Here is a 14,575-nt window from a genome sequence, read left to right on the forward strand (position 1 = left end):
AGGGGTTTTTATCAATCAATATATACTTAGCTTATTGGTCTTAATCAGGCTATGATTAATAAAAATCAAATAATAAACAATTCCCACCCTTTGCTTATTTATTGCTATTTTCATCGCAAAATTGGCAAACGCAAATGAAAAAAAAGCAATCCAGCGATCAAAGCCTTTCACTGAAAGCATTAAAGATTAAAGCACAAAATCATGTCAAACGCGAGGAGTGGTCGGATGCAATTTCTACTTATGGAATGATCGAAAGGAAAGAGAGAAAACCGACTAATTCGAGAATTTATGATTTATTCAATAAAGGGGCAGAGGCAGGTAAAGTCAATAACAATAACTTGGCTCTCGAACTGCACTGTAGGCTTCTTGGGATAGCTCCTGATCATTCCCAGGGCATGAGAAACTTTGCTGTTCTAATGAGACGTATGCAAAATTTCAATGCAGCAGAATACTTCATTAAGCGCTATCAAGAAATTGAACCAGATTGTATTTCAGGCAAGAATACTTATGGAACAATTTTAAGCGATCTCGGTAAAAATGGCGAAGCGATATCAACATTCAAAGAAGTGCTAAAATCAGATCCAAATAATCCTCTTGCCAATAGTAATATAGCCAACGAGTATCATCTTCGGGCGCAAATAGATCTTGCTTTCGCACATTCAAGCCGTGCCATTAATAATGAATCTATTCTTACACTGTGGCTTGATCACATTACTCACATGAGAAGGGTGTGTGATTTTACCAATCTATGCAAAATAGATCCAATATCTCTCATAAATGCTTTACCTCCAGAATGGGGCTATACATCTTTTCTTAACTTATTAGTTTATTGCGAGTCAATAGAAGAGTGCCTCCAATTGAGAGATACAATAAAAAGATGGGGTGATTCACAATCAAAAAAAGTTTGTTTATACAATTTAAATGATATGAGCTCTGCTCCGATATCATTTAAAGACAGGATAAGAATTGGCTTTATAAGTGCAGATTTCCGGGATCATTCGGTTGCAAGGTTTATATGGCCACTTTTCAAAAAGATAGACAAAACCAGATTTGAACTTTATGGATATAGTACCTATAAGCGTATGGATGTATGGCGTCAAAGATTTGAAGATTCTGCATCAACCATTAGAGATGTTGAAAATCTCTCTCCTCAACAGCTATCACAAGTCATTCGCGACGATAAGATCAATGTGCTATTTGATTTAACAGGATTCACTAATGGATCCCGGACATCTACATTTGCCTGGAAAGCCGCACCAATTCAAGTCAGTTGGCTTGGATTTCCAGGCACATGTGGTCTCGAGCAAATGGATTATTTGTTTTTAGACAAATACTTACAACCAACTCGCCCAGAACTAATCATTGAAAAGCCATTAATTACGGAAGGCAGCTCCATATGCTTTACAGAGCTTGATGATATACCAATAACATCAGAATTGCCTGAGACCAAAAGAGGATACATTACTTTCGGTTCATTAAATAATACATACAAATACACTCAGGCCACAATCAAAAGATGGGCAACAGTGATGAAACAAGTAGAAGGATCTAAATTTTTATTTATTCGTGTAGAATTTCAAAGCTATATTCTCCGTCAAAACATAATCAATGAATTCGCAAAGCATGATATAGATGCTTCAAGAATTTATTTCTATAATAATAGACTGGCTAAGCGACATTATCTTGATTGCTACAATGAAATAGATATCTGTCTAGATACCTATCCTGTCACTGGTGGCACGACAACAATTGACTCATTATGGATGGGAGTACCAGTCATTACACTTGAAGGGCCCGCAATACATCAACGCGTTTGTAGTAGCATTTTAAAACATGTCGGCTTTCCCGAATGGGTCGCACAAAACAACCAACAATTTGCCAATATTGCATTACACTTATCCTCAGATCAAGAAAAAAGGGCAAGGGTTCGCCATACTCTTAGAGATCAACTAAAGATTTCTGACTTGTGCAATTCAGAAAAATTTGTTGCTGATTTTGCTACATCCATAGAAAGTATTTTGTGATTGATATACATAAGCTTAAATTTTTTTCTGTGAGAATTTTTTAATACTAATGAATATTCATCCAACCAGTGATGATGTATTTTATACCATTTATTACTGGATTTCCTCTGTGAAGATGCGTCCATTCTGCAGGCCAAATAAGCGTCAAACCTTTTTTGGGCTGAATATCTAAATCATAATAATGAAAATGCGTACTTCCGCCATCGTCTATTGTGTTTAAATAAGTCATAAATGCAAACAATCTATGCAATGTGTGGATGCTAGTCCTTTCCGTATGAAGATTTTTAAAGTGTTGACCAGGCTTGTATTTTTGAAGATTAAATGAGCCTATTTCTACACTTGGAAATGCTTCCTTTAAAAATGGCCATTGATCAGAGTAATCATTATAACAATGAAATAATTGTTGAAAGTATTTTTGGAGAACCTCATTTCCTGATTCAGCAATCACGGCTGGTGAGATTGACATATCCATACTATCTTTCACTTCGGTGTTGTTTTTACCCAAACCTGAGGTACCAGGTCTCTGCTGACCTGGACGCTGCTCAAAGTAAGACACTAGTTCTTCACATATAGAAGGATCTGGCAACATCCATGCTCCCATGAAAGATGGATTCTGCTTAGCATGCTCTAAGGCAATTCTCTTCATTGCTTCGGATAAAATTCAATACCTTTGCCAATTATAAATCGCAACGCACCGTCAGATTCCCTGATCAGTTGCATTGCTCTAGAATGATAGCCAAGAGCGAGCAATACTTTTCCCAAGCCAGACTTTGCCAGATGATAAGAACTATCAATCGTTAATGCTTTTTCCAGACTTAGTCGTGCCTCTTGTAATCTATTTTGTTGAGTCAGAAGCAATCCAAAATGGCAATTCGCTTCTTTGAAATCAGGTTCCAGTGCAAGTGCCTTTTTGAAATGTGTCTCAGCAGCATCAAGGTTGCACAAATCTTTTAAAATTATTCCATAATTGAGTTCTGCAGCTGCATTATTGTTATCCAGGCTTACCGCTACTTGGATAAATTCAAGCGCTTCATGTAGTCGCCCAAGCAATTGATATAAATTAGATAAATTAATATATGGGTCAGGCATACCTGGTAATGATTCTATAGCCTGTTTATATGCGTTTATAGCAATTTCATACTGTCCACTTTGCTTATAAATTGTCCCTAGGTTAGTCAAGGCTCCTGAATCATTTGGAAATTCTTCTAAGACTCGTTTATACGATAATTCTGCTGCCTGTAAATTACCAGAAAGATGTAACTGTACTGCCTTTCCAAACAGCTTATCTCGATCACTAGTAGATTTTTCCCTACTTGACCCTTTATCAGCCCCAAATCCTGTCACAGGGTTAGTATTAATAAAATATTATACATTAGGGCGATATGCTTGTCAAGGGCTTTTATTAATTTTTTGATTACATAAATCAAAAAATTCACCTACTTTCAGAATCCAAATCTTACCTCTAAATACCTCAAAGTGCTTGCAGGCTCATTTAGCTTGAGCAAAGATTAGCGGCTTATACTTATCTACTCACTGAAAGCTATGAATACCAAAATGAGACAAAGACTGAAAATCATTTCTAAGATTATAAACAATCCCTTCTAGGAAACTGGTTAAAACAAGACAAAAACGAAGGATTACCGTGCTCAAGAGTTAAGAAATTTCGATGTCTCCAAGCCGGCTTGAGTACTGGAAATTTCATCAAAACTGTTCCAGTTGCTGCTGTTTCCAACGGTCCAACAAAAGTTGGCGGTGGCCAAGGTGCAGATCGCAATATTGAAGCCTGATCAGCACTAATACAAAAACTACCCGAATGAGGATTGAATGGTTTCACAAATTCAACTTCTTGTCCGTCCCAAAAGTGACCACTCCCAACGACTGCTTCATCGCTTGCCCACAACGGCTCAATCTGGCTTTCATCCTTGATGGGTCCATCGACATACAGCTGCTGCGGTGCATTAGCCACAGTTGGTTCTCTGCGATGTGGCATCAATACAAAACGGTTCTCGGTGCGTTGATAGAACCATTCCAGTTTGTCAACATAATTCTGATCCTGAATGACCAGATCATCTTCTAGATACAATGATAAATATCCAGGATCTGACATATCCAGCAGTTGACGTACTGCCTCAAGTGGCAGCTGACGAGGATCGCTCAACTCCATACGATGCAGTTGCAGCCGTGGTGCAAACAACTCCACAACATCCTGTAGCCAATCATCGCCACATACAAAAAGATGAAGATCAATAACGACACCAGGCAAACCCCGCAGATTTGACACTGGAGTCATTTCCATCTTGCGTTCAGCAATATTTAAGATCCAATCTTGTGGTGCACGATTCAGAGACAAAACATTGCCCAAGCATCTAGCTAAGGCCAAGCTTCGTGGGAGACGGTTGCCATGTCGCCCAGAACCATAGCCACCGCTACTGTCGCTAGCTCCATCTCGGAAAAAATGAGGGATCACCACACGCAAGCGAAAAGGGGACGACATCGTTCAAATAAGTTTTGGCACCATAATTACCCTTCGAGTCCTTAAATTACTTGAAACTACTGTTTGTGCACCAGGGCTTCCCGGGGCAATACATCCATATTCTCAGAGCTCTGGATGCAGAAGGCGGTCATCAGTTGATCGGGCTGGGAATCGAGGAAGCTACCGATGAACTCCCTGCCAGCGTTCAGTACTTCCGTTATGGATTAAACCAAGGCAATCAACCAGGACTTCATCCTTGGGTAACGGACCTGGAAACAAAAGTGCTGCGGGCCGAGCCTTGTGCACGCGCCGCCCAAGAACTGAAGAGAAAAGGATTCACTCCTGACCTGATTTGCGGACATCCAGGCTGGGGTGAAATGCTCTTCCTTGGAGACATCTGGCCGCAAATACCGATCCTCACATATCAGGAATTTTTCTATAACCCACGCGGATTTGATTACGACTTTGATCCCGAGCTTCAAGGCAAACCACCCTGGGAAAACTGTGCTCATATACGGATGAAAACGGCCAATCAACTACTGAATCTTGAAAACAGCACCTGGTGCGTGGCGCCGACGGAATTTCAGCGCACCAGCTATCCATCCAGCTGGCGCAATCAAATCAGCGTGATTCACGACGGCATCGACACCAGAAAAGCTGCACCCAATCCTTCTCCAAAACCGGTCACACTTGCCGACGGTACGGTGCTCAGCCCTGGCGAAAAGCTGGTCACCTTCGTGAATCGCACTTTGGAGCCCTACAGAGGTTGTCATTCAATGATTCGCGCTATCCCAGAGTTGCAACGTCTTGAGCCAGACGCACGTTTGTTGATCGTTGGTGAGACCAAAGGCGTAAGCTATGGCGCCGTTTGCCCAGAGGGGGAATGGAAAGACGTATTCCTCAAGGAGATCGGAGGGCAATACGAATCCAACAAAGTAATCTTTGCTGGCAAGGTCCCTTACGACCAGTTTTTAACCATCCTTCAGCTTTCCCAAGTACATGTCTATTTAACTTACCCATTTGTACTCAGTTGGAGCTTACTAGAAGCGATGAGCAGCGGCTGCGCCATCGTCGGCTCGGCTACTGCACCAGTGGAGGAAGTAATCGACAACGAGCGCAATGGATTGTTGGTGGATTTCTTCAAGCCAAAAGATCTCGCTACAGCAATCGCAGAACTATTACGAGACCGAAATAAAGCCCTAAGGCTTGGCGAAGCAGCGAGAAAAACCATTCTTCAACGCTTTAAACTTGAAATGTGTGTGCAAGAACAACTCAAGCTGATTCAGCAAATAGCAAATGGGAGTCTGCCAATTTAATTAACATCACTTCCTGAAATTTGCGTAGAGCCTCTTCTGCATGAAGCCAAGAGAATGCATATTAAATATTAATAATGCAATCAAACAACGCTATGGGTAGCTTTACAAGTTTTGCTCACTAAAACAAGATCCTCCCAATCGAACTTTGCCACTCTGCTCTTTGACAAAATGATGCATCCGCTGAAGCACTGTGCTGGCGCTCTCAACGCCACAGCACCCAGAACCACCCCCTCCGTGTGATTAAAGCTTTGCGTAATCTGCGACCTCGACTTAATTAGCAATAAACCTTTCGCTGTACCCATAGATCAGCATAATTGTTAGTGCCTTCACGTGGTCCAAACAACACATCCCCAGGAGCCATCCAGCCCTTTTTGAACAGGGCCAAAATCTGACCGTCGGGCAAAACAAACGAGAGATTACGGCGTGGATGACTGGGCGTTAGAGCCATCAAATGACCGCTTACATGTTTTTGAGAAGCTGTTTCAGAAGCAATTGCAGCACCCAGCACCGATGGACCGGTGGGAGAATAAATCGTATTGCCGTAGTACTCATCTTGGCAATGCCTAATAACTGTTTGGATCGCGCGTTCCATCACAGGATGCTGCGGCGTGGAGTAGATCAGTGAATTTGAGACATCAAACAAACTCCTACCAGGCACCACGCCATCTCCCAAATCAAAAAAATAAACAAGCTCGACTTCTTTGCCCACCGGGCCAACAGGTTGACGCATCTGAATACTGATGTCGGCATACCATCCGCCGAATTGATAGAGCAAGCAATAACGACCAAGATCAGCTTTGTAGGCATACGGTCGGAGCTTGTCGTAAGCGGCCACCACTGCTGGCTCAAACGATTGCTGGAGAAAAGCACGCAGACTTTCCCCGTCATGACGGATGTAGCGATAGGCACCAAAACACTGCTTTACTGAAGCAATTGCAGGCTGAAGAAGCTCTGGAGGTTCTGAATTCTCGTCAGAGATAAAAATCTGAAAGATCGAGGGAAAGTTCTCGCTTAATTCAGAAGAAATCATCATTTACTCCAACGTATTCCAGTATGCTCCGCTACCCACGCATAGGTGGGGTTGAGCTGTTGACGCAAGAACTCCCATAGGGGTTCCGGCAATTGTTTTGCTTCTCCACTGCCAGCATTCGCTGGTTGAGACAAAGCGGGCAAAGGCACATACTGCAAGCCAAGAAAAATGAGCACCTGCTCCCAAACCTTTTGCGGTGATAAAAACAAATCCTCGCTGCGCAAAATTAAAAGCTGGTCGGCAGAAAAGCGTTGCTGCCAATGGGGCAACTGCTGCTCATAGCGGCTGCGGCTGAGATAACTATGTTCCTGATGACTGCGGTGGCGACCATCGATCGCTTCAAGTGCTGATATTGATCCTTCCAACCGTTCATCCTCGGCTGCCAGTGCTTCCTCCAAACCCAATGGTTCCAGACCAAGCCGACGAGAATGAAAGTACTGAGAAACACATCGATCAACCGGATCGCGTAACAGCAAAATCAATCGAGCATTTGGCAGCAACGTCTCAATGCGCTGTGGGACCTGAGGATGGAAGAAGTAATACGGAGTGACCTCGCCGCAGAGTTGGCCACTCTGAGCCTTAGAAAACTGATAACGATACCAATCCTCTCCTTGGAGATAATTGAGGGTGAAGTAGTGCAGTTCCTTAGATGGAGGCAAGAACACTCCTGGATGCTGTTCCAGGAGCCTCTGCAGCGTGGTGGTACCACCCTTCTGCACACCAAGACCAATGAATTCAGGCAAGCGTTTGCTCATACACTGCACCTGTGGAGTTAGGCGATCCAGCCATGATCATCGCTGACAACTTCCTTTGGCTACATATGCCCAAAACCGGCGGTACTTCGATGAACCGTCTATTCCGAGAGCAATCGCTAGCTGGTATAAGTATCGATCCAGATCACACAGCTGAGAAGCATGATTCGGTTGCCCTGCGCGAAAGCCGCGGATCATGGCGAGCGGGTATTCGCCAACGATTCATTACCGCAAGGCGCCTAGAAGCCTGGCTAATTAGTGACTGGCAGCACAAACAGCGGCACATGAACCTTTCTAATCTTGCCTTTGATCCGGTACGCAGTGGGCTGTTTTTTTCCCTTCGTCTTGGTGGCACTTGGGTGGCAGCTGACTGGTGGCTGCATTACTTCAGCGTGGATGAAACCTGCACGGCCCTACGCCTTGAGCATCTCCCTGAAGACCTCAATCGCCATCTTCTCCCGCTGCTTCCGTCAGGCAGCGCGCTTTTCTCCAACTTGCCTCGCGAGAACGCCAAGCCCGCTCAGCATTTGGTAGAAGCGAAATTCACAGATGAAGACCGCCAACGTATCCGAGCAGTAAACCCACGCTGGAGTGAATGGGAAGCATTCGTTTACAAGCAGTAACCTTAGACATGAGCAGAGATACACCCACCTTGATGCTGATGGTGCACAATTCATCGCATCGGGAAGTCCCTGATTGGATCAATTCTCAAAGAGCTAGGAGTTGCCATACCTGGCCAACTCATAACCGGCGACATCCACAACCCTGAAGGATATTTCGAACGCATTGATATCACTGCCCAACCGAAGAACTACTAATCGATTTAGGACGCTGGTGGCCGAGCACAGCCGGCTTGCAACCCCTGCCCAATGGGGCTATTGACTCCATGCTTCAGGCAACACCCGTTCTCTGCTTTGCCGAAGCTTGCGGGCTTGCCAGCCTTCTAGAGCAAGAACTTACTCTACATCAGGCCTGTGTATCTACCTATTTCGATATCAAGGATCTTGCTCAAAAAGCACTTGCAGTGCTGCAATCACCAAAATCACTTGAACACATCAGCAAACTCAGTCAGCAGCAGGCAAAGCAGTGGTTTCATTTCCCCTCGTATGTGCATTCACTCGTGAGCGTTGGCGATGTGGCCAATCAAGAGGTCAAGCAGGAAAATAAAGATATACAACGTTTGCTCAACCCCAAACTTTTTGATCGCAACTTTCAAAGCCCTGGAACCAATCTCAGCGACCTGGAAAGAACCCAGCGCTATGTGTTGGCCTGGCGAAGCAACATCCGCACCCGTAAACCCGTTCCCGGATTCCATCCCGGCATATACCGGGAACAGCAAAGGCCCTCAATCAGCAAACGCGACCCACTGGCATCAACACGGGCAACCAAAAAGCCCCTTGTAGGTGCCAATCATCCAACCCACCAACACGATCAAGACCTTGCTACTTGATTCGCAGGTGGCACTGCACATACATGTTTTCTACCCGGAGCTGCTAACGCCGATCCTTAAGCGACTTGAAAACAACAAGCTCCGTCCTGATCAATTCCTCACGTACTCCAATCCCAAGCAAAAACCATTGCTTGAATCGGTCCTAGATTAACTGGGTTGGGCAGCCAAGCTTCAGATCGTGCCCAATCGAGGTCGTGACATCGGACCTTTAGTAACTGAACTCGGGCAGCAACTCAATCGTGACCGCCTCATCCATGGACATCTCCATACAAAAAAGCTAGTTGATTGATGGGGGAATGGCCGCGCGCTGGCGTGAATTCCTACTCATCAATCTTTTAGGAGACACCGGTAACGCCATGCTCGATAGGATCGCCTCATTCCTGCTACGCAATAGCGATGTAGGCATGGTTTTTCCCGAAGATACTGGTTGCCTGGGCTCGACAGATAATCGGACAGAAGCCGAAAGACTGGCCTTAAAACTTGATATCACAAAGCTGCCAGAGGAAATCAATTTTCCTGTTGGGACAATGTTCAGGGCCCGCCAAGGTGCTCTGACACCGCTCTATGAACTTGGGCTGAGTTAGAACGAATATCCAGATGAACCGTCAGGCTTCGACGGCACAATGCTTCATGCAATTGAACGCCTACTGCCACAAATCTGAAAAAAACAAGATTTTAGATGCGCAATGACCCACACACATGCCAGGCTTTAGCCGTAAAAAGTCAAGAAAGATGCTCAAATATCTGATCATGAAACTTTTCGCTGCAACCAGCTTGGAACGATCCGAACATCCAATCAAAATCCGGATGATATGGGAAAATCATCTCAAGATAATTGACTAAAAACATAACACATATATGCACATGGTCATCACATAACATCTGAACAGACCTCCCATGATGATGATCATGAGCAAGCAGGCCTCCATCAATTAAAAGGTCAAAATTTTCTTCACCTCCCCAAATCACGTCAAGCGCTCTAAGGTCATTATCAGTAAAAGTTTTCGCCCATAATTCAAACTTTGGACTACGGTAAGCCATCACTATTTTACTCGGAAATGCACTATTTCCATCCCAGGGTGACGAGCTCCCTAGAACATCTCCATCAGATGTATCAAAAGGATGGTCAAGAGCCAAGGTACGAGCAAAATCATGCAATGCCGCATATCTAAGGTACTTCTCATCACTTCTAAATACAGGCCTGTTGAGTATAATTTCCCAAAAAGAATTCTGGCCTTGGAGTTGATTTGGTAAAGCAATCCCCAGAGTTTCAACAGAAGAACCTGGAAGCTCAATAGACGTATCGAAATAAACTCGAAGATCAGCGCTTATGGCTTCTCCACAAAGCGGAAATCAAGTGCAATCTGTTGATCAAGAGCCTCGACTGATTGAAATAAGTAATCCACAAATGACTCTTACATAGCCAAAGCTTGGATAACCTGCGCACCCAAATCACCACCACCAAGTGAGACAGCACCAGCATCACGTTGGATATATATCTAACAAGCCATCTGCAACGATGCTTCGATCAAACTCTTGATTTAATTGATCGACCAAAGCCTCGACAGGAATATTACGAACCATTAGATGACGCGTCTTCCTGCGAAAGCAAATAATAGATACAATAACTTTTGTCAAATCAGCGTGAATCTTCAAATTTTTAACAGAGGCTAGGCTCAATCTTTCAATAACAGCAAATCAACACAGGCAAAAAGGCATGGTTTTAAAGCTAACTGGCTACATAACGATTATTTTCTGATTGGTCCTTGCAAGGCCCGCCCTGCAATTCGCTTCCAGCTCCTCCTTTGCCACCAGGAGCCATTCATTTGACAACTAATCTCAAGAAAGATGTCGATTCCCTCTCTCCAAGCCCTCAGCTCTGAGGCTCTCGCATTACTACGTCGACACAACCTGTTGAGGCAGGCAGTAACTGCCGAAATTATCGCCGAGACTGTTCAGTATATTGCACTCTCAAAAGAGCAAACTGAACATCTTTGGCAGAACTATCTCCAGCAAAACAAACTTGATCACCCCGAACAACTACGCAAGCATCTGAAGCAATTATCACTCCTTGAAGAAGATCTCCACTGGCATCTTGAACTTTCACTGCGCATCCAAAAACACAGCAATGAACATTTTCAACACAAAGCAGAAGCCAGATTTCTGGCTCGCAAAGAACAACTTGACACCGTTGTTTATAGTTTAATACGTTTGAAAGATTTCTCTCTCGCCAGAGAAATCTATCTCCGTATTGCCGGCGGAGAAGAAAATTTTGGAGATCTGGCGGCAGCGCATAGCCAAGGCCTTGAAGCAAAAACAAAAGGAATTGTTGGGCCAGTTCCTCTAAGACAAGCCCATCCAGCCCTCTCTGAAAGGCTGCGCACCTCATTACCAGGAGAAGCGCTGGAGCCCTTCCAGATAGAAGGGTGGTGGGTGGTAGCTCGTCTAGAACGCTATGAGCCAGCTCAGTTTGATGCCAAAACCGCCCAGTCGATGGCTATGGAGTTGTTCCAAGAATCAATACAGGAGAAAGTCGTCTGTAAGCTTGCCGAGCTTTGAGATCAGGAGTGGGAAAAGGCCCTCATGACCGTTTCCTCAGAAATCAGCTTCCTGGGAGAGCTTCCTGCTTTCCGTAAATGTTCGGCCAAAACCCATAAAAGGCTTTCAGAACTGACTGTTCCCATCAGTTTCGGGATTGGTCAAGCCCTGTGCGTTGCAGATCTGATCCCCAGCCGAGTACTTGTCATCGGTGAAGGGAAAGCTCGTTTGCTTTTTCGTCACAATGGAACATTGACCACTGCGGCCTTACAAGGACCAGGTAGCTTTGTAGGCCTAGCATCTTTGTTGAGAGCTGATGGTTGTGAAGAGGTGAGTGCTTCCTCTCCGATCAAGGCCTTCGCCATCCCTGACAAATTAATTGCTGAGCTTTACAAAGAAGAGTCGAACTTTCGAGATTGGTGCAACAACAATGTTTTCCCAGCTGAAGCTATCAACTTAGTGATCGATTTGGTTAACCAAAGCCAACGAACTCCATATGGAATATTGGATGTGCTTGCCAAGGTGATTCCAATGGCTGGCGTCATCAGCGGAACCAAAGATGCACTAAGTCTCCTACCAGATGAGAAGTTGGCATTTATAGGAAGTCGCAATACAAAACTTGCACTCAACTCTCCTATTGATACAGCTTCCGAGCTAGAGGTCAGTCAAGGTTCATTCGCATTGAGACTGTTAACTCTTCCCAACGTGGTGGTTAAGCAGCTCAAGGCTGGAAAGGCTCCTAAGCAAGAACAACCTGAGCCAGACAATGCTCAGCAAGAACCAAATCAAAACTCCGATGAAGACCTCCAGCGCTCCAGCCTTCCATTAACCCCTGATGATCCGTATGACTCAGTGACCCTCGTTTCAGGGCAAGGCCCATTAGAAGAAAGCTTGGCTTGCTTCAGGATGCTGGCACAGTACATGCGGTTGCCATACCGAAGGGATTCCATAGAAAAAAGCATCCGGAGTACGCTTCGTCGCGGCAAGCAGCCCAACTTGCCAATGCTTGGACAACTAGCTGCCAGCATGGGCATGCATGCATCTGGAGGACGTGTTCTACCTGCTCATTGCACACGTATAAATATTCCTTGCCTTATCAACTGGGAAGGTGGTTTTGGACTTGTTGTTCGCAGCAACGCAGAGGGCCTGCTAGTCGCTCATCCTCGCCTTGGTTGGCTTGAGCTGAACCCTGCCTCCATCCAACAGGCTGCCCCAGAAGGCCTTGACGTAATCCTGCTTGATCGCAGTACATCAACACCTGATGTGAAATTCAACTTCAGCTGGTTCCTTCCTGCGATTAAGAGGTTCCGAACAACATTGATGCAGGTGCTATTGGCTTCCTTTGTCGTGCAGCTATTCACACTTGCAAACCCACTTTTAATACAAGTAATAATCGACAAGGTGATTTCTCAGCGAAGCCTTGACACACTTCAGGTACTAGGTATTGCACTGGTCGCAGTAACAATTTTCGAAGGAATTCTTGGAAGTCTACGAACTTTTCTATTCACAGATACTACAAACCGAATCGACATGCGCTTAGGAGCTGAAGTGATTGATCATCTTTTGCGATTACCTATCGGTTATTTCGATCGTCGTCCTGTGGGAGAACTTGGTACACGTGTCGCCGAGCTTGAGAAGATTCGCTCTTTCCTCACTGGTGAAGCACTGACGACAATCATCGATGCAGCCTTCTCGGTTATCTATATCCTTGTAATGGCTTTATACAGTTGGATTTTAACCATTATTGCACTCATCGTAGTGCCAATTCAGATAGCAATTACTCTTACTGGGGCTCCTCTTTTCCGCAGACAGTTCAGACAATCAGCAGAGGAGAATGCTCGTACACAGTCTCACCTAGTAGAAGTCCTTACAGGCATCCAGACGGTTAAAGCTCAGAATGTGGAAATTGTAAGTCGTTGGAAATGGCAAGAGAGATATGGCCGTTATATCGCTCGTACATTTGAAAAAACTATTACCGCAACCGCACTTACTCAAACAGGACAAGTCCTCCAGAAACTATCCCAGTTAATGGTGCTATGGGTGGGTGCGAGCATGGTTCTTAAAGGTGACCTGACACTCGGTCAACTTATTGCTTTCAGGATTATCAGTGGCTACGTAACTCAGCCCTTGCTACGCCTGTCAACAATCTGGCAGCGTATTCAAGAATTGCGTGTGAGCTTTGAACGATTAGCAGACATCGTCGACACACCAGAAGAATCGAATGAGGCAGATAAAGGAAAGATTCCGCTACCTCCAATCAGAGGACAAGTAGATTTCGAAGATGTGAGTTTCCAATTCAAGGAAGGCAGTCCACTAGTGCTGAAGAAAATCAATCTTTCTATCGATCCTGGCACATTTGTTGGAGTGGTTGGACAAAGTGGCAGTGGCAAAAGCACCTTGATGAAACTCCTGCCTCGCCTTTATTTACCAAATCAAGGCCGCGTTAGTATTGATGACTATGACATTGACAAGGTTGAGCTTTATTCCCTTCGACGTCAGATAGGCATCGTCCCGCAGGAACCATTGCTTTTCACAGGAAGCGTAAGTGAAAACATTGCTTTAACCGACCCAAATGCAAGCGCCGAAGAGATTGCAAAAGCGACTAATCTAGCCTGCGCCCATGAATTTATTATGGGATTGGATTCTGGTTACAGCACACAATTGGGAGAGCGAGGTGCAAACCTCTCTGGAGGTCAACGTCAACGCTTGGCAATCGCCAGAACGCTACTTTCCAATCCCAAGCTACTAGTAATGGATGAAGCAACAAGTGCTCTTGACTACGACACCGAGCGCAGGGTTTGCCAAAACTTGCGTGAATCCCTAAAAGGCTGCACCGTATTCTTCGTGACCCATCGTCTATCAACAATCCGCAATGCAGATCTGATAGTCATGCTTCACCTTGGTGCAATTGTCGAAAAAGGCACTCACGATGAGCTGATTGCACTAAAAGGCCGTTACTACGCTCTCTATCGCCAACAGGAGGCTGGATAAT

At 44.9% G+C, this 14,575-nt stretch carries 14 protein-coding genes; 8 read left to right on the forward strand and 6 right to left on the reverse strand.

All coding sequences use genetic code 11. The features are described 5' to 3' along the window. Window positions 1-134: 134 nt before the first annotated feature. Window positions 135-2,024 (forward strand): hypothetical protein, encoded by a 1,890-nt coding sequence (locus SIB80_RS00465; protein ID WP_063419365.1) that lies wholly within the window; start codon window positions 135-137, stop codon window positions 2,022-2,024. Window positions 2,025-2,070: 46 nt separating this feature from the next. Here the strand turns inward: SIB80_RS00465 and SIB80_RS00470 are convergent, their stop codons facing one another. From SIB80_RS00470 to SIB80_RS00480, 3 genes are all read right to left on the reverse strand, one after another. Continuing rightward, entirely contained in the window at window positions 2,071-2,670 is a 600-nt protein-coding gene (locus tag SIB80_RS00470) for a 2OG-Fe(II) oxygenase (protein WP_063419364.1), read from the reverse strand. Next, a complete protein-coding gene (locus tag SIB80_RS00475) occupies window positions 2,667-3,368 on the reverse strand; it encodes a tetratricopeptide repeat protein (RefSeq protein WP_063434979.1) in 702 nt (233 codons plus the stop codon). The genes SIB80_RS00470 and SIB80_RS00475 overlap by 4 nt, the downstream gene beginning before the upstream one ends. Before the next feature lie 241 nt (window positions 3,369-3,609). Next, window positions 3,610-4,518: a hypothetical protein gene (locus tag SIB80_RS00480; RefSeq protein ID WP_063419362.1), complete on the reverse strand. Its 909-nt coding sequence runs from the start codon at window positions 4,516-4,518 to the stop codon at window positions 3,610-3,612. A 50-nt stretch (window positions 4,519-4,568) separates the two neighbouring features. On the opposite strand from SIB80_RS00480, the gene SIB80_RS00485 reads away from it, so the two are divergent. Then, entirely contained in the window at window positions 4,569-5,813 is a 1,245-nt protein-coding gene (locus SIB80_RS00485) for a glycosyltransferase family 4 protein (RefSeq protein WP_063419361.1), read from the forward strand. 274 nt (window positions 5,814-6,087) lie between these two features. On the opposite strand, the gene SIB80_RS00490 is transcribed toward SIB80_RS00485, so the two are convergent. Together SIB80_RS00490 and SIB80_RS00495 are read right to left on the reverse strand one after the other, a co-directional pair. Then, window positions 6,088-6,846, reverse strand: a complete 759-nt coding sequence (locus SIB80_RS00490) for a glycosyltransferase family 32 protein (RefSeq protein ID WP_063419360.1) — start codon at window positions 6,844-6,846, stop codon at window positions 6,088-6,090. Further along, window positions 6,843-7,598 (reverse strand): sulfotransferase family protein, encoded by a 756-nt coding sequence (locus tag SIB80_RS00495; protein WP_063419359.1) that lies wholly within the window; start codon window positions 7,596-7,598, stop codon window positions 6,843-6,845. The genes SIB80_RS00490 and SIB80_RS00495 overlap by 4 nt, the downstream gene beginning before the upstream one ends. Before the next feature lie 32 nt (window positions 7,599-7,630). Between SIB80_RS00495 and SIB80_RS00500 the strand changes: the two genes are divergently transcribed. The 4 genes from SIB80_RS00500 (at window position 7,631) to SIB80_RS00515 (ending at window position 9,629) form a co-directional block, all read left to right on the forward strand. Beyond that, window positions 7,631-8,218 carry a hypothetical protein gene (locus SIB80_RS00500; RefSeq protein WP_236065983.1) on the forward strand — a complete coding sequence of 196 codons (588 nt, stop codon included), beginning with the start codon at window positions 7,631-7,633 and terminating at the stop codon, window positions 8,216-8,218. A gap of 230 nt (window positions 8,219-8,448) precedes the next feature. Further along, window positions 8,449-9,045 carry a hypothetical protein gene (locus tag SIB80_RS00505; RefSeq protein ID WP_236065982.1) on the forward strand — a complete coding sequence of 199 codons (597 nt, stop codon included), beginning with the start codon at window positions 8,449-8,451 and terminating at the stop codon, window positions 9,043-9,045. 7 nt (window positions 9,046-9,052) lie between these two features. Next, complete coding sequence (locus tag SIB80_RS00510) at window positions 9,053-9,196, forward strand: hypothetical protein (RefSeq protein WP_413681492.1); 144 nt, start codon at window positions 9,053-9,055, stop codon at window positions 9,194-9,196. A 145-nt stretch (window positions 9,197-9,341) separates the two neighbouring features. After that, the gene (locus tag SIB80_RS00515) at window positions 9,342-9,629 is read left to right on the forward strand and encodes a hypothetical protein (protein ID WP_063419356.1); all 288 of its coding nucleotides are present in this window, start codon (window positions 9,342-9,344) and stop codon (window positions 9,627-9,629) included. A 139-nt stretch (window positions 9,630-9,768) separates the two neighbouring features. Here SIB80_RS00515 and SIB80_RS00520 read toward each other — a convergent pair whose 3' ends face one another. Then, on the reverse strand, window positions 9,769-10,203 hold the full coding sequence (locus SIB80_RS00520; protein WP_063419355.1) for a hypothetical protein: 435 nt from the start codon (window positions 10,201-10,203) through the stop codon (window positions 9,769-9,771). Between the two features lie 690 nt (window positions 10,204-10,893). On the opposite strand from SIB80_RS00520, the gene SIB80_RS00525 reads away from it, so the two are divergent. Together SIB80_RS00525 and SIB80_RS00530 are read left to right on the forward strand one after the other, a co-directional pair. After that, window positions 10,894-11,604, forward strand: a complete 711-nt coding sequence (locus SIB80_RS00525; RefSeq protein ID WP_063419354.1) for a peptidylprolyl isomerase — start codon at window positions 10,894-10,896, stop codon at window positions 11,602-11,604. Between the two features lie 24 nt (window positions 11,605-11,628). Beyond that, on the forward strand, window positions 11,629-14,574 hold the full coding sequence (locus SIB80_RS00530) for a peptidase domain-containing ABC transporter (protein ID WP_063419353.1): 2,946 nt from the start codon (window positions 11,629-11,631) through the stop codon (window positions 14,572-14,574). Window position 14,575 lies beyond the last annotated feature (1 nt).

Source organism: Prochlorococcus sp. MIT 1327, from assembly GCF_047304785.1.
Taxonomy (GTDB): domain Bacteria; phylum Cyanobacteriota; class Cyanobacteriia; order PCC-6307; family Cyanobiaceae; genus Prochlorococcus; species Prochlorococcus marinus_D.

Excerpts from the sequence above, each read along its gene's own strand:
- SIB80_RS00530 (WP_063419353.1), top strand. The coding sequence starts at position 11,629 with ATGACCGTTTCCTCAGAAATCAGCTTCCTGGGAGAGCTTCCTGCTTTC.
- SIB80_RS00500 (WP_236065983.1), top strand. The coding sequence starts at position 7,631 with ATGATCATCGCTGACAACTTCCTTTGGCTACATATGCCCAAAACCGGC.
- SIB80_RS00480 (WP_063419362.1), bottom strand. The coding sequence starts at position 4,518 with ATGTCGTCCCCTTTTCGCTTGCGTGTGGTGATCCCTCATTTTTTCCGA.
- SIB80_RS00490 (WP_063419360.1), bottom strand. The coding sequence starts at position 6,846 with ATGATGATTTCTTCTGAATTAAGCGAGAACTTTCCCTCGATCTTTCAG.
- SIB80_RS00525 (WP_063419354.1), top strand. The coding sequence starts at position 10,894 with ATGTCGATTCCCTCTCTCCAAGCCCTCAGCTCTGAGGCTCTCGCATTA.
- SIB80_RS00515 (WP_063419356.1), top strand. The coding sequence starts at position 9,342 with ATGGCCGCGCGCTGGCGTGAATTCCTACTCATCAATCTTTTAGGAGAC.
- SIB80_RS00465 (WP_063419365.1), top strand. The coding sequence starts at position 135 with ATGAAAAAAAAGCAATCCAGCGATCAAAGCCTTTCACTGAAAGCATTA.
- SIB80_RS00495 (WP_063419359.1), bottom strand. The coding sequence starts at position 7,598 with ATGAGCAAACGCTTGCCTGAATTCATTGGTCTTGGTGTGCAGAAGGGT.
- SIB80_RS00470 (WP_063419364.1), bottom strand. The coding sequence starts at position 2,670 with ATGAAGAGAATTGCCTTAGAGCATGCTAAGCAGAATCCATCTTTCATG.